The 15,938-nt window shown below is 30.9% G+C and carries 18 protein-coding genes; all 18 read left to right on the top strand.

The window, feature by feature from the left end:
* Positions 1 to 199: hypothetical protein (locus tag KAT95_02620; protein ID MCK4520740.1), on the top strand; the 199-nt coding region annotated here is incomplete at its 5' end.
* A 58-nt stretch (positions 200 to 257) separates the two neighbouring features.
* On the top strand, positions 258 to 1,271 hold the full coding sequence (locus tag KAT95_02615) for a radical SAM protein (protein MCK4520739.1): 1,014 nt from the start codon (positions 258 to 260) through the stop codon (positions 1,269 to 1,271).
* On the top strand, positions 1,264 to 1,521 hold the full coding sequence (locus tag KAT95_02610; GenBank protein MCK4520738.1) for a hypothetical protein: 258 nt from the start codon (positions 1,264 to 1,266) through the stop codon (positions 1,519 to 1,521). Before KAT95_02615 ends, KAT95_02610 begins: the two co-directional genes overlap by 8 nt.
* 131 nt (positions 1,522 to 1,652) lie before the next feature.
* Entirely contained in the window at positions 1,653 to 2,264 is a 612-nt protein-coding gene (locus tag KAT95_02605) for a hypothetical protein (protein MCK4520737.1), read from the top strand.
* A 112-nt stretch (positions 2,265 to 2,376) separates the two neighbouring features.
* Positions 2,377 to 3,147 carry a hypothetical protein gene (locus KAT95_02600; GenBank protein MCK4520736.1) on the top strand — a complete coding sequence of 257 codons (771 nt, stop codon included), beginning with the start codon at positions 2,377 to 2,379 and terminating at the stop codon, positions 3,145 to 3,147.
* 4 nt (positions 3,148 to 3,151) lie between these two features.
* Positions 3,152 to 3,661, top strand: a complete 510-nt coding sequence (locus tag KAT95_02595) for a GNAT family N-acetyltransferase (GenBank protein ID MCK4520735.1) — start codon at positions 3,152 to 3,154, stop codon at positions 3,659 to 3,661.
* 275 nt (positions 3,662 to 3,936) lie between these two features.
* Positions 3,937 to 4,599, top strand: coding sequence for a hypothetical protein (locus KAT95_02590; GenBank protein ID MCK4520734.1), 663 nt, complete (start codon positions 3,937 to 3,939; stop codon positions 4,597 to 4,599).
* 114 nt (positions 4,600 to 4,713) lie between these two features.
* On the top strand, positions 4,714 to 5,670 hold the full coding sequence (locus tag KAT95_02585) for a DUF4932 domain-containing protein (GenBank protein MCK4520733.1): 957 nt from the start codon (positions 4,714 to 4,716) through the stop codon (positions 5,668 to 5,670).
* 11 nt (positions 5,671 to 5,681) lie between these two features.
* Positions 5,682 to 6,452, top strand: a complete 771-nt coding sequence (locus tag KAT95_02580) for a hypothetical protein (GenBank protein MCK4520732.1) — start codon at positions 5,682 to 5,684, stop codon at positions 6,450 to 6,452.
* 188 nt (positions 6,453 to 6,640) lie between these two features.
* Complete coding sequence (locus tag KAT95_02575) at positions 6,641 to 6,802, top strand: hypothetical protein (GenBank protein ID MCK4520731.1); 162 nt, start codon at positions 6,641 to 6,643, stop codon at positions 6,800 to 6,802.
* 78 nt (positions 6,803 to 6,880) lie between these two features.
* A complete protein-coding gene (locus KAT95_02570) occupies positions 6,881 to 8,272 on the top strand; it encodes an SPASM domain-containing protein (protein MCK4520730.1) in 1,392 nt (463 codons plus the stop codon).
* A gap of 59 nt (positions 8,273 to 8,331) precedes the next feature.
* Positions 8,332 to 9,081: a hypothetical protein gene (locus KAT95_02565; GenBank protein ID MCK4520729.1), complete on the top strand. Its 750-nt coding sequence runs from the start codon at positions 8,332 to 8,334 to the stop codon at positions 9,079 to 9,081.
* Between the two features lie 170 nt (positions 9,082 to 9,251).
* On the top strand, positions 9,252 to 10,109 hold the full coding sequence (locus KAT95_02560) for a UbiA family prenyltransferase (GenBank protein ID MCK4520728.1): 858 nt from the start codon (positions 9,252 to 9,254) through the stop codon (positions 10,107 to 10,109).
* Complete coding sequence (locus KAT95_02555; protein ID MCK4520727.1) at positions 10,106 to 11,746, top strand: hypothetical protein; 1,641 nt, start codon at positions 10,106 to 10,108, stop codon at positions 11,744 to 11,746. Before KAT95_02560 ends, KAT95_02555 begins: the two co-directional genes overlap by 4 nt.
* A gap of 10 nt (positions 11,747 to 11,756) precedes the next feature.
* Positions 11,757 to 12,242, top strand: coding sequence for an NUDIX domain-containing protein (locus KAT95_02550; GenBank protein MCK4520726.1), 486 nt, complete (start codon positions 11,757 to 11,759; stop codon positions 12,240 to 12,242).
* Between the two features lie 312 nt (positions 12,243 to 12,554).
* Complete coding sequence (locus KAT95_02545) at positions 12,555 to 13,286, top strand: Nif3-like dinuclear metal center hexameric protein (protein ID MCK4520725.1); 732 nt, start codon at positions 12,555 to 12,557, stop codon at positions 13,284 to 13,286.
* Between the two features lie 126 nt (positions 13,287 to 13,412).
* Positions 13,413 to 13,859: an NUDIX domain-containing protein gene (locus KAT95_02540; GenBank protein ID MCK4520724.1), complete on the top strand. Its 447-nt coding sequence runs from the start codon at positions 13,413 to 13,415 to the stop codon at positions 13,857 to 13,859.
* A gap of 5 nt (positions 13,860 to 13,864) precedes the next feature.
* Positions 13,865 to 15,937, top strand: a complete 2,073-nt coding sequence (gene valS, locus KAT95_02535; protein ID MCK4520723.1) for a valine--tRNA ligase — start codon at positions 13,865 to 13,867, stop codon at positions 15,935 to 15,937.
* The last annotated feature ends 1 nt before the right edge of the window (position 15,938 follow it).

Raw genomic sequence — 15,938 nt, 5'->3', positions numbered from 1 at the left:
GGTAAACAAATTAGGCTATCCAAGAAGAGCAATCTTGAGATATCCGTTGAATAGAAAGGAGGAAAAAATTATGGAAACAAAGAATGAAGCCACTATGGCTAAGTTTAGCGTCTTAAAAGAAGTTCATCCCAAAGTAGAGCCGATGCAATTGCATTCGATGAAATGTCAAGGCCAGTGCACCTGTCGTTGTTGTAAGTGAATAGAGCGGAGAGTGAAATGTAGATTTTCACTCTCCTAAATTTTTAGGAGGATATAAAATGAATGAATTGATAGCATTAAAGTCTCCCTTATCTGTAAATTTTGAAGTGACGCCCGTATGTGATTTGAACTGCGAATTTTGTTTCAATGCTGAAGTGGAATGCAAAAGAATGGAGCATCCCTCATTGAATCAAGTTAAATCTATTTTAGATGCACTTGCCAAAGCAGAGGTTTTTGAAGTTAGGCTTTTTGGAGGAGAATTTTTTATCTACCCTTATTGGAAAGAAGTGTTGGAATATGCAGATTCTCTTGGTTTTTTTCTGTCGTTTGTATCTAATGGCACACATATAAACAAAGATGTAGTAAAAAAGATGTTATTACATAGAATAGTTTGCGGTGCTATTTCATTACACGGCAAAAAAAGTATCCATGAGAAAATAACAGGGGTGGATGGTTCATTTGAGGCAACACTGAAAGGCATAAAGTCCTGCATTGATTGTGGATTGGGAATTTCTATTTTATATACCTTAACGAAAGATAACCATCGATTTATTTTTGAGACCTGCGAATGGTTAAAGATGAACGGTATCAATATAGACGAAATAAATGTGGGACGCTTGACTCCTTACGGTAGAGCAAAATCTGACTGGGATAAAGCCAAACTTTCTCTTAAAGATTACTTGATTGTTTTTTCTCAGATAGAGAAAGTTAGAAAGGAATTGGATATTTTAGCCAATTTTGGCGATGCTTTTCCTTTGTGTTTATTGCCCCAGAAATATCACGATTTTGTGGTTGGTTGTTGGCAAGGTACAGGTTTTGGGCATATTGATTACATGGGAAATGTTCGTTCCTGTTCTATCGCCAAAGGGAGTTACGGTAACATTTTAGAGACTCCGCTGATTGAAATATGGACTAATCGCCTAGCTCATTTTAGATCTTTGAAGTGGTTGCCTGCCAAGTGTCGCGAATGCGATAATTTCTGCGGTGGCGGATGTTCTGCTTCTCGTTATAATGGCGGTATGTATGCTCCGGACGAATTCATCTCACAAAATGAGGAGGTCAAAAATGAATGAAAAATTTGTGCCTAAAATAAACTGTCGGTTTAAAATTAGGCAAGATATTGATGGCTATATCGGATTTTTTCAGACAAAGGGTGTTTTGACTTTCAATGAAGTTGGAGCGTTCATCGTGAGTCAAATGACGGGAGATAAAAATATCCAAGAAATTGGGAAATTAGTCGGGGATAATTTTCCAAAAATGAAAAATCCTGCGAGTGAGGTTGTGTCTATCGCTAAGCAATTACAAGATTCAGGATTTTTCTGAGTGCGAACTGGCCAAGGGAGTAAACTAAAATTACTTTGGCCATTTTTTTATACAATCTTAAATCACAAAATAGCCAAAATTTTAATAATAGAGTAAAATAGTAATATAAAAGAATTTAAGAATTTTGTCCTATGACGATACAATTTATATATTCAAAAAAAAGAGAAAAAGAGAAATTATTACATATTCATTCGGAATATCAATGGTTTGTTGATAATAATTTTCCTATTATATTACCTAAATTTTATAAAAAACTATACCAAAGAACAAAAGGGGATAAGAAACTATTCAAAAAAGAATTAGATAAAAGGTTGGATAATATTTATGATAAAAATGTTTATAAAAAGAGAAAAGAAATAATAAGAAAAAATTGGAAAAGAAATGGAAAAGAATTTTTTAATATTTTAAGAAATTTCAATGTTAAAATAAAAGATAAATATATTTGCTATATTACTTTATATGGGCCACAAGGACAATTTGAATATCCTAATATTATTGACTTGCGAAGTAATAGAAAAATGGATATCAAAGAAGCTGATATAACGATTGCCCATGAATTGATGCATTTAATATTTTTTGATAAATTCAAAAAATTAGGATTGAATTATAAGAAGACAGAAAGTGTAATTGATATGTTTTTTTTGGAAACAAAACTAAAAACTATCTTCTCTGGATACAAATTACAAAGTATAGCTGTTCATGATAAAAGACTATTCAAAAAAATAAAAGATAGCCCTAAATAATAATTTTGCCGACAGGCAAGATAATAGTATCCAATTTCGATATCGACATCCGATGTTGACATTGTAAAATATTAATAGAAAAAAAGAAATTTAAAAAATTTTTTATATAATTATGGCTTTGCCAAAAATATACTTTATTAACATCCCGTTGCCAATAGAAGTGGATTGTATCCATGGTTTTTTATTTAAAAATAAGTGGGGATGGGGTAAGTATATTACTAAAAAACATCCTAAGATTGAAAAAGTTTATTCAATAAATGAAGAAAAAAATCAGGTTGAATTTTTGAAAAAATATATTGTTAATTACAAAAAATCCAATAAAACAATCATTATTGCTAACAAGAAAAAATATCAAAAAGCATGGGATAAGATAGAAAAGGATTATTTTGAGTTGTTGCAACAAATTATGTCTACTGAATGGCCCAAAAACAAAGAAAAGATTAAAGCTATGATTTCTATAAATCCAATCTGCCCACGTTTCTTAAATGATTGGAGTTTCTCTATATTCTATAAATACAAGAAAGTTGAAGATGCTATTGAAGTAATTATGCATGAATGTTGTCATTTTTTGTATTTTAAGAAATGGAAAGAAGTTTTCCCAAATGCTAAAAGTAAAACTTTTGAATGTCCTTATATTGAATGGCATTTAAGTGAAATTTTGGCTCCTGTGATATTAAATGATTTAAGAATTCAAAAATTACTTAAAAAGAAAGCAGATTTTTATGACGAATATAAAAAAATATATATTGGAAAGAAAAATTTGCCGAAATATTTTAAGTTATTGTATAAAAAACACACAAAGCAGCATTCCAATTTTGATGATTTTCTTCGAAAGGCGTATTTAGAAATTAAAAATCACAGAGATAAATTTAAAAATGTATAGAAAAATGAAAAAGAACAGTCAGATAATTAAAATAAAAAAGGCAACCCACAAGGATATTGGTCTGTTTTGGGATTTATTTAAGGTTAGTGTAAAAAAACAATTCCCAGAATATCCTATTAAAGCAAGAAATCTTTTTCTAAAAAAATATTATACGAAGAATAATTTAAAACAATTGGTCAAAAATAAAACAATTACCCTTCTTATTGCTATAGATAATAACGAAATTATTGGTTATCTTATAGCTAACTCTCCTTACGGTGGTGTCTCTTCTATTATATGGCTTGCTGTTAAAGATTCATCTCAAAATAAAGGTATCGGCAGTAACCTCCTGAAAAAATATGAAGCTATTGCTAAAAAACAGGGGATTCATAAAATTCTCCTTTTAATAACAGACAAACAGAGATCTAAATTTTATAAGAAAAATGGATATAAATTAGTAGGATATATTCCTCAAAGCTACTTTGGGGTAGATGATTGGTGGTTCTATAAAGAAATTCAAACTCCAAAATATTAATAGATAAATTTTAATTCTCAAAAATCGTATTTTCATTGATAAATTTTTGATAATCTCAAAAAGTAAAAAACCAATCCTGCGGTAAATCGTTGGATTTTTTTGAAAAGCTATTGACAAGGATTGTTGGGTTTGATAGAAAAAGAATAGAACCTTTTCAATGATATATAGGAATATAGAGGAAAGGTTGCATTGAAGGATTGAAAAAAATTAGGAGGTGATATAAAATGGGTGGAAAAAACCATCAGCCTTGTAGAAAATACATCCCGGAGTCCACTATGCTTTCGAAAGTAACGTCAGACATCTTAGTAGAACTTGAAATGGCAAATTCGCTTTTAGAAGATGCTCTACTTACAGAAATTCATGGCAATGGAGATTCACAACAAGAAAAATATTATATGGAAGGAGCTATAGAGCATTTAATCGCTACTGACAACAGGTTAGGGAAAGCTATTGATTGTATTGACCATCTTTTGGCAAAAATGGAAAGATTAAATTTCCAAGATACAGCAGAACTTGACCAAATGATAGAACTTGAAAATGCTTTTTTAGCACAGCGAATAATCCCAGAAAGATGTTCTGCATGGAAAGGAGCAATTACTACAATCGAAGAAGGAGGATTCAGGAAAATTTTCTATCAATTCCACAGTTCTCTTGAAGAAATAAAAGAAGATTTAGGGGTGCTGATAGAAGTTTTCTATGAATGTCAAAAGTACGCTACAGAAGGTAGTCTTCTACAAGCAATTGAGTCTAACGAAATTCCTCTAAGGCAAAACTTTGTCAGAGTATATGTAGCTTATCTAAATTTTTCTGCAACTTTTGCCTGCTCCAGTATAATTTCTACTGAACTCTATCTGAAAACCCAGGGTTATCCGTCGCTAGCCGAATCTCTAATTTCTTCAAAAGAGAAGCTGCTAAAAGCATCTTCAGGGATATACTGAGTTTTACAAAAACTCTTTAGCCAACCAACAATAAAATAAAAATTACCCCGAATTTAATTTTACATTCGGGACTTTTTTTATTTTTAGAAAAATGTGTTAGAATTAAATAAATCTATGAACCAAAAAACTAAAAAAATAAAAATTGCCTTCTCATTAGATGAAAGGGTTTTTTGTCTTTTTTGTGCTTTGATTTTATGTAATGTTCATCAAAAATTTAAAGAAAAATTGCCAAAAAGTTCTTTCTATAAAAATGTCCAGAACTATCTTCAATCCTTAAACATAAGTAATATAAAAATGATGGAACAATTTTTTGATCGTGGTCATTATGTTCAATATCTTTGCTGGACTCTTCGTCAATCAGATTTTCCTGAATTTAAGCTGAAAACAAAAAATAAAGATTCTCTTCAAAAACCAAATATATGGTTTCAAGGCTTTAATCAAGTATTAAGAAAATTTTATAAAGAGGCAGAAATAAAAAAACTTTGGCAAAAATCAAAGCCGAATTATCAAAAAGTTATTTCTTTTTATAAAAGAAAAACGAATAGTCAAATCTTACAAATAATTAAGCATTTGGAAAAAGAAAATATAGAGTGGCACTTTAATGAAATTATATTAATTCCTAATCTCTTAGAAACGACTGGAGCGGGCTCTGCTCCATTGATTACTCCTCGGGCCTATATAGTTTTTGGTCCTTCTTTTGAAAAAGTGGATACGTATCTAATCATTCATGAATTCTTGCATCATTTAATAAATCCCATACTTGAAGAAAAAAAGATAAAGAAAAAATCCGAAATTTTTAAAAAATTATATCCTTTACTTACTAATTCAATATCAAGAAAATTTTATCCAAAATGGCAATGGATTATTTCTGAATATTTTGTTCGAGGACTTCAAGCAAGTTTTATCCAAAACAAAACCAAACAAGAGAAATTTTTTGCAGAAGAAAAAAAACAGGGTTTTTCTAAGATTAAATGGTTTACTTATTGCTTTTTTAAATTGAAAAACAAATATTCGCTTAAAGAAAAAATAATTGAAATTCTTAATGAACTTCAAAATATCTCTGACAAGTAGAAATAAATTTTGTGCAAATAATAAAACAAAATATTTCCTGGTTTAAAACTGATTATCAAAAGAAAAGAAATTGGATGGTGAGAAAATCTCCTCATTATGTTTTTCATTATTTCCAAAATTCTTTAGCAGAAAAAGAGATTAAAAAAATAATTGAGGTTCAAGAAGGGTGTTATAAAAAGATAATAAAAACTCTAAAATTAAAAAATAAAAAAAAGATAAATTATTATTTATACCCCTCGAAAAAAACTAAACAAAATTTAATGGGAGATGATGGGCATGGTAATGCCATTTGGTTGGAAATTAAAAAAAGAAAAGTTTGGGTTCCCAAAAAATTTGAAGTTCACTCTCTCTATGATAATAAAATTCAATGTATAGGACCTCATGAAGATACTCATTTGCTTTCTTTGCCTTTGGGAGTTTCTATATTTTTATTTTCTGAGGGTTTAGCTGAATTTATGGATGAAAGGTGGTATGGCAAAGATATAGATATTTGGGCAAAAAAATACTTAAAAGAAAATAAACTTTATCCCATTGAATTTTTAGTGGAAAATAAAAACTGGGATAAAGTCAATGATATGATTGCTTATCCCCAAGTAGGTTCTTTTGTGAGATTTCTAATTAACACTTATGGAATAGAAAAATTCAAAAAAGTATATAAAAGAACTTCACGTCAAAAGATACTAAAAGAGAATATTGAGATAATAGAAATCATTTATCCAAGACCAATAGAAAAACTGGAGAAGATATGGAGGGAATATTTAAGGCATAAAAACAGAAACTAAATTTTTTTCATTGATAAATTTTTGATAATCTCAAAAAGTAAAAAACCAATCCTGCGGTAAATCGTTGGATTTTTTTGAAAAGCTATTAACAAGGTTTATCGGGTTTGATAGGTTGAAAATAGAACCTTTTCAATGATATATTGGAATACAGAGGGAAGGTTTGAGCAAAGAAACAGGAGGTGAAAAGAATGGGTAAGAAAGAGAATGAAAAAGGACAAGGAGAAAATATGCCGAGATTAGTTACAGTTGAAGAACGGAAAGGAGTTTTGGGTACTCTACAAAAGATTTCTAATGGCGAGGGAATTGATTGCGTGCACTGTCCCTGCTATACATCGTGTACTCGATGCTGACATTAAAGTAATAGTGGGCTTGTTAAATAATGAAAGTCCACTTATTTTTTTCTAAGAAAGAAAAAGGAGGTGACTCTTATGAAAAAATACAGAATTTCTCGTTTTGTGAAGACTTTTCAGCGTGGTGCGGTAGTCGCAGTATATCATTCCACCAACATGGAATTTTTGTTTCTCGATCAAATATCAGCAAAGAAAATCATCAAGTACTTCAAATATCCCAATGATACTAAGAACCACATTTTTCAAACCTTAAAGGGGACAATATCTCAAGATATAATTTCCTTTCTTATTAAGGAACGGTTCTTAGTTCCTCAGGATTACAATGAGATTGATGTCTTCCAGAAACAAGTACAGAAACTTCAAAGAGAGCGTTTTATCCGAGTGATGTATTTGATACTTACAGATGACTGTAATTTCCAATGCACATACTGTTTTCAGAACAAAGATGAAATACAAGACCTTCAAGCAACCAGAATGAGAAAAGATGTCTGTCAGGCAGCTATAGAACTTTTATCTCGAATGAACCAGAAATATCCTATTAATCCGAAAAGAGAGATAACTATTGAACTTTATGGCGGAGAACCCTTGTTAAACTTTCCTGCTTTAGTTGTAGCTACACTATACACAGAGTACCTTATTAAAAAAAATCGTCTACCGGTAAATACAAAACTTGCAATGGTAACTAACGGATCTTTGATAACTCCTGAGATAGCCAAGTTTATTGCTGAACATCAAATTTCTATAGGAGTTTCTATTGATGGACCAGGAGAGATTCACGATGTTTATCGTATTTCTAAAAATGGAAAGGGAACATCTCAACAAGTGATTACTGCATATCGAATACTTCAAAAAGCTGGTGCCGAGGTAGGGATATCATGTACACTAACTCCTTTAGTGGTGGAACATTTTACAGAAGTACTTGATTTCTTTGAGTACGAACTCGGACTGCAAAATGGATTAGCGTTTAACATTCTTCACTACAATCCAAGGATACCAGTAGACAAAACTTACTACAAGAAAGCTGCTGAATGTTTGCTTGAGTCATTCTCGCGATTTCGAGATAAAGGAATATGGGAAGAACGGATGATGAGAAAAGCACAATCATTTGCTTATCGGAAAATTATGTTTGCTGATTGTGCTGCAATTGGACACCAATTAGTTATTTCTCCTGATGGCAAGATAGGAATTTGTCCAGATTTTATCAAATCTCGTCGATTTTTTAACAATTCGGTGTTCGATAAATCTTTTGACCCCTACCAAAACAAGGACTTTCAAGAATGGTTAAGACGTTCTCCTTTGAATATGCCACAATGTTTAGATTGCGAAGCAATCGCTATCTGTGGTGGAGGCTGTCCGGCAAGTGCAGAGGCTCGCTACGGAAGCATGTGGGATGTTGATCAAAGAATCTGTCCTCATTCCAAAAAAGGATTAGAATGGCTCATTTGGGATACCTACCAACGAGTGAAATAATTCTTTACAGAACAGTTTTTAATGGATAGAATAAAAACATCTATCCCATTTTTTATTTTATGAAGCAATCTAAACATCCTAATGTAAAATTTCTTATTGAGCCAGAAGAAGATATTTCTGTTTATTTTGCTTTTGAAAAAGAAGCTAAAATATTTGATAGGTGGTCTATTATGGAGGACTATTTTTTTAAAAAACATCTCAAAATTAAATCATTGAAGAGAATGAAAAATAAGAAAGCAAAAAAGAAATTTCTAAAAAATTATGTGATAAATTGTTATAAACATCGCAATATATTAATTAAAAAAAGAGTGAAAGAAGCCGAAAAGAGATGGAAAAAAGTTGAACAGAAATTCTTTTATCTTACTGATAAATTATTTCAAAAATATCCTTGGCCTAAGAGTGATTATAGAGCATTTGTGACAATTTGGAATATTTTTCCAAGAGATATCTCTAAGAAAACATTTCAATTTCCTTACAAAGGTAGAATTTTCAAAAAAGTTGAGGCAATCATTGCTCATGAAATACTTCATTTTTTATTTTATGATTATCTTTTTAAATACTTTCCTAAATATAAAAAATCTCAATATTCTTATTCTGTTTGGGCTCTCTCTGAGGCCTTCAACGAAGCTATAATGACAGAGCCAGAATGGAGAAAGATTTTCCATTTACAACTACAACCTTATCCAGAAACTGTAATTGTAAGAAAAAAGATTAGAGAATTAAGAAAAAATAAAAAAACCGTAAAAGAAATTTTAGAAAAATTACTTCCATTTGTAATTCAAAAATATATAAAACCACCTTCAGAATAAAAATTCCAAACTTTTAGTTTTTATTTTGAGGTAGTTATATGATTTTCATTGACAAATCTTTGATAATCTGAAAAAGAAAACAACCAATCCTGCGGTAAATCGTGGGATTTTCATTGTTATTTCAGATAAAATTTAGTAGAATTAAAGAATGAAATCAAAACCCAAAAATTATGGCAATTGAGAAAATCCTAAAATTTATCTGGAATGAATTTATTTATACAGGACATTTTCTTTCTTTAGGAGCTGTGAGTATTGTTTTCACATCGGCTATTTTATTAGGAATTAAAATAACTTGGGATTGTTTATTAGTTGTTTATTTAGGTATACATTCAGCATATCTTTTTAATCGTTATAAAGAATTAAAGATAGATCTTTCTACAAATCCAGAGAGAACCCTATATTTGCAAAAACACATTAAATATATCCCCTTTATTATTTCTTTCTATGCTCTTTTGATGACAGTTATTCTAGTATTCTTTAATAAAACATCGGTTATAATCTTCGGACTTGTACTGTTTTTAATTGGCTTGCTTTATAGTATATTTTTAAAAGAATGTACTAAAAAAATAATTGGTTTTAAAAATTACTTTGTTTCTCTAATGTGGACATTATTAATAATATTTTTAGCTTTTTATTATTTTTATCCTCTAAACCTGACCCTAATATTGATTCTGATTTTTGTTTATTTACGATGTTTTATGGATACAAATTTTTATGATATTAAAGATATTGAAAGCGATAAAAAAGAAAATTTATTAACCTTAGCTATTGTTTTTGGAAGAAAAGGATTACTTAGATTTTTGAACTTAATTAATGTTATTGCATTGTTGCCAATTATTCTTGGAGTCTATTTGGAATTATTCCCCATGTTTTCACTAATACTTCTTTTTGTTATTCCTATTACGTTTTATTTATTAAAGAAATTAGAGATAGAGAAAATAAATATTGCTTACTTATCTGAGATTGCAATTGGTACAGAAAAGATTTCATGGTCTTTCCTTGTTTTATTTGGCAAATTTTTATTATGATAAATTTTTCTTTTATTAACCAAATTTTTATTTTTTTAACTATCAGTATTGGTATTTGGATGGCTTTTTGGGTATATTTTGCCAATCGGAAAGCAAAAGTAAATAAGATGTTTTTTTTGATGACAATTTCTATCCTTCTGTGGGTTACTTTCGCCTACTTTGCTCACTTATCGAGTCAATTTCATCATGCATTGTCATTGAGAAAGTTGGCTTTCGGAGCATCATCATTTTTTTTCGTACCTGCTTATTTTTTTACAATGCATTTTCCTATAGAGGGAAAAAGATTTTTGATTTTAGACAAAATTGTTATAGGTATCGGAATATTTTTTTGTTTATGTTCTGTTTTTACTAATTTAATTGTCGAAAATATTCAAGTCAAAGAATGGGGAACCGACATTATTTTAGGCAAAGGGATAATCTATCTATATGGAGCAATGACTTTCTTAACATTTATAATTATTGCCCATCTTATAAAAAAATATTTCAAAGTTTCCAAGCAACAAAAACTTAAGGTTCAATATTTTTTAATAGGAATTCTCTTTTTTGCCTTAATGAATCTTATTTTTAATGTATTTTTACCTTTCTGGCGTGGGAGCGTTCAGTATTATCAGTTCGGTGATTATTCAACTATTTTTTTCCTCGGATTTACTGCTTTTGCTATTGCAAAACGAGAGTTATTTGAGATGAAGGTTGTTGTAACTTCGATTTTTGTGGCTTTAATTACTATTTTGTTGGCCTTGGATGCCTTGTTGTTCACTGAAGTATTTACTATTCAAGCTTTAAAAGGAATAGCTTTGGCAATTTTTCTCATTTTTGGCTATATGCTTATTAAAAGTGTTTTTGGGGAAGTTAAAAGGAGAAAAGAGTTAGAAAAATTGAGCCGGGCAAAATCAGAATTTATTTCTATGGCTTCGCATCAATTAAGAACTCCATTAACAGCCATTAAAGGTTATAGTTCATTGATATTAGAAGGCACTTATGGAAAAGCTAACGAGAAACAGAAAAAAGTTTTCAAAAATATTTTTACCTCTTCTGAAAGATTGATTAAAATCGTTAATGATTTATTAAGTATTTCTAAGATTGAGTTGGGAAAAGTAATATTAGAAAAAGAGCCAGTCAGAATTGAGAAGCTAATTGACAGCGTATATCAAGAAATGAAGCCCCTGGCCCAAGAAAAGGACCTTAAACTTATTTGGCAAAAGCCAAAAAAACCTTTACCGGAAATTAATATAGATTCTTTGAAAATAAGACAGGCCATTTTTAATATTATTGATAATGCCATTAAATACACTGAAAAAGGAAATATAACTATTAAAATCCAAAACCTAACATCTCTCAAAGGAAAGCTTTTGGCTTCCTACGGGGCAGACAAAATCCAAATTGTAATTTCTGATACTGGTAGAGGATTTACCAAAGAAGAAAAAAATCGTGTTTTTGAATTATTTGTCAGGGGTCGAGCAGGTATAGATACTTTTGTTGAGGGGACAGGGATTGGTATTAATGTTGCCAGAAAATTTGTTGAACTTCACAGTGGCAAAATCCGCGCAGAATCCCAAGGCGAAGGCAAAGGCGCCACTTTCTACATTGAACTGCCTATTACATCAAAATCAGATAATAATTTTATAAAAAGCATTTAGATATAAAAAAATGAGAATACCATATCAAGTCTTAGTACTTCCCTTTATAAGAGAAGGAGAAAAATATTATTACGCAATATTCAAAAGGAAAGATTTAAATATATGGCAAGGTATTGCGGGAGGAGGTGATGGGAATGAAAGACCCATTAAAACTATGAGGAGAGAGGCATTTGAGGAAGCATCTATTGATAGAAAGTCACGTTATATCAGGTTGGCATCTATCACTGCCATACCGGCTGTAAATATTTGTGGATTAAAATGGGGAAAAGAAATTATTATGATTCCGGAATTTGCATTTGGCATTGAGGTATCTTCAAAGAAGCTAAAAATTAGTAGCGAACATACTCAATATATATGGCTTAGTTGCAAAGATGCCATAAACAAACTAAAATACGACAGCAATAAATCAGCGCTTTGGGAATTAGACTACCGGTTGAAAAACAGGAATTTTGATGGCATAGAAAAAAATGTCCAAGCCATAAAAAGGTTTTTATAGCGGCAATTTCTCAGATATATGGGAAAGAGGTATTGCTTTTTTCACCCCAATAGAGCTAAATTGTTTTCTGACCGGTTTAGAACCCAAAAAGGGCGTTTCAAAAAATGAGCGCCCGTTTTTTTATATAGTTAATTAGCAGGCTTTTTTTACTTGTTTTTTGAGTAAAAAGATGATATTTCTAAATTAGTGAATTATGGAAGCAAAAAAATTATATCAAATTTTAGATAAGGAATTTGATTTAACACATTGTAAAGATGATTGGAGCGAAATAGACTTTAATGATTTTATAGTGATAATTTTAGAAAAAGATTTATGGGATTGGTGTTGAATAATACTCAAGATGTAAAGAAAGTTTATACTGCTGTTTTTCCGACAGACGATGTCTTGAATAAAATTTTAAATTCAGGAGAAACGAATATTTTATTATTTACTCATCATCCGATGATTTGGGATATTACTAAAATTCCTTCATTTATAAATATTAATCCAGATTTACTTCCAAAACTTAAAGAAAAAAGAATATCTCTTTATACTCTACATGTTCCATTAGATAAGAACGGAGAATATTCAACTACAACAAATTTAGCGAGAGCGTTAGGTATTATTTTGAAAAGCGAATTTTGTGAATATTTTGGAGTTAATGTCGGAATTATTGGAAAAACTAATTTTCAGACCGTAGAGGAATTAGCTAACAAAGTAAAACAGGCAGTAGGGCATAAAGTAAAATTATATAAATATGGAGCAAAAAAAATTAGAAATGGAAAAGTGGCTTTGATTGCAGGAGGTGGGAATGATCCAGAAACAATACCTCAAATTGCAAAATTTGGAATCAATGTTTTTGTGACAGGAATAACTAAGCTAAGCAGAAATTATCCACCTTCAATGAAAGCGCACGCTTTATTGAAAAGATTTAAAATAAATCTTATTGGCGCAACTCATTATTCAACAGAAAAATTTGCCTGCATTGCTATGACTAATTATTTTAGAAACCTTGGACTTGCTTGTGAGTTTATTGAGGGGAAACCCGATTTTCAAGATATGTAACAATAGATATAGAGTAATTCAAAATTAAGGACAATTAAAGATATGTGATTATACTGTTGAACAGCAGTTTTTATTTTTTTAACTTGTTTTTCAGGCAAAAAAATGATAATTTAAAATTAGTGAATCATGAAAAATAAAGAATTTGAAATTTGTGTCAGGGTTGTGATTCAACATCAGGGGAAAATTTTAGTTTGCAAACATAAAAAAAGAAATTATTATTTTTTTCTTGGCGGCCATGTTGATTTTGGCGAAAGCGTGAAAGACGCACTTTTTCGAGAATTAAAAGAAGAGTTGGATTTATCAATTAAAAATTGTAGATTTATTGGTACAGTAGAAAATATTTTTATTGAAGATGGCGAAGAACATCATGAAATTAATTTAATTTTTGATGTAGATGTTAATAAGATAATTACTAAAAGTCAGGAGGATCATATAGATTTTGTTTTAATAGATAAAGATAGGTTTATTAAAGAGAATATTCTTCCTGTTGTTTTAAAGAAAGCTGTTTTAAAATGGTTAGATGACAAAAAGATATTCTGGGCAAGCCAGATTTATGATAAATCTATTCTGTAAATTTTATGGAAAAGCAATATAAGGCAGAGAAAATTGAAGAAAAGATTTATAAGCTTTGGGAAAAAGGCGGTTTTTTTAATCCGGATAAATTACCCGGCAAAAGAAAAAAAACTTATACTATTGTTATTCCACCGCCAAATGTTACGGGCGAGCTTCATATGGGTCATGCGCTTCAAGATGTTGTGCATGATATTTTAGTGCGGCAGAAGAGAATGCAGGGTTATCGAGCTCTTTGGCTTCCGGGTACTGACCATGGTGGTATAGCTACTCAAAATAGAGTAGAGAAAGAGCTGAAGAAAAAAGGTAAAACAAGATTTGACTTGGGCAGAGAAAAATTTATAAAGCGAGTTTGGCAGTGGAAAGAAGAATACGGAAATATTATTTTAGATCAGCTAAAAAAATTGGGTTGTTCTTGCGATTGGTCAAGGAATAGATTCACTATGGATAAAGATTATGTTCGGGCAGTAGAAAAAGCATTCCTGTATTATTATAAAAAAGGTTGGATTTACCGAGGTAAAAGGGTAATTAACTGGTGCCCAAGATGCCAGACAAGTTTATCTGATTTAGAGCTTGAGTATAAAGAAAAAAAAGGAAATTTATGGTTTATAAAATACAGATTGTCTGAAAAAAAGAATAAATATGTTATTGTAGCGACTACTCGTCCGGAAACAATGCTTGGAGATACAGCAGTGTCTGTTAACCCAAAAGATAAGAGATATAAAAATTTAATTGGTAAAAAAGTTATTTTACCAATAGTTGATAGAGAAATTCCAATTATTGCCGATAGAATTATTGATACAAAATTTGGAACCGGTGCTGTAAAAGTTACTCCTGCTCACGATTTAACCGATTATGAGATTGGTCTTAGGCATAATCTAGAAAGCATTCAGGTCATTGATGAGAATGGAAAAATTACTGAAAATGCCCCTCGTTTATATCAGGGCTTAACGGTTTTGGAAGCTCGTGAGAAAATACTCACAGAGTTAGAAAAACTTGGTCTCTTGAAGAAAGTTGAAGATTATACTCATCAAATCCCAAAGTGCTACAGGTGCGGTGCTACAATAGAACTGATTCCTTCTTGGCAATGGTTTCTAAAAATGGACGACTTGGCGAAATTGTCAATTCAGGCGGTTAAAACCGGTAAGGTAAAATTTCAATCAAAAAGATGGGAAAAACCCTATCTTGAATGGCTAAAAAACATTAAGGATTGGTGCATATCAAGGCAGATTTGGTGGGGGCACAAGATTCCTTTGAAAGGGGAAACAGATGTTTTAGACACTTGGTTTTCTTCTGCTCTTTGGCCGTTTGCTGCTTTGGGATGGCCTAAAAAAACAAAAGACCTTAAAAAATTTTATCCAACTGATGTTTTAATTACAGACAGGGGAATTATAAATTTGTGGGTGACTAGAATGATTTTTTCAGGAATGGAATTTATGAAAAAACCGCCTTTTAGAAAAGTTTATATTCACGCTACAGTACTTACCAAAGCAGGAGAAAGGATGTCAAAATCATTAGGCACCGGAATAGATCCTATCAATCTTATTGAAAAATATGGAGCTGATGCTACCCGATTTGGAATTGCCTGGCAAATTACAGACCTGCAGGACATACGATTTGGAGAGGAAAATATAATAATGGGGAGGAAGTTTTGCAACAAGCTCTGGAACGCCAGCAGGTTTGTTTTGCAGCAAATCTCAAAACCAAAAGACAAGGTTCAATCCTATTGGCATCTTGCTAAGCTTGGGCGATTTAGAACTCAAAACTTAACCGAGGCAGATAAAAAAATATTAAAACAGCTAAACAGAACAATAAAATCAGTAAATAAGGATTTGGACAATTTTCAGTTCGGTCAGGCCGCTCATAAATTTTATGATTTTTTCTGGCACGATTTCTGCGATAAATATATTGAGACATCAAAGAAACAAACCACTTCTGAAACTCAGCAAGTTTTAGTTTATGTTTTAGTTAGTTCTCTTAAGTTGCTTCATCCATTTATGCCTTTTATCACTGAAGAAATTTATCAAACTCTTCCTTTAAAAGAGAAAAAGGCCTTGATTATTGAAAAATGGCCGGGATAAT

Source organism: Candidatus Parcubacteria bacterium, assembly GCA_023131895.1.
Taxonomy (GTDB): domain Bacteria; phylum Patescibacteriota; class Minisyncoccia; order Minisyncoccales; family JAGMDC01; genus JAGLYZ01.
This window is presented reverse-complemented; position numbering and strand designations above follow the sequence as displayed.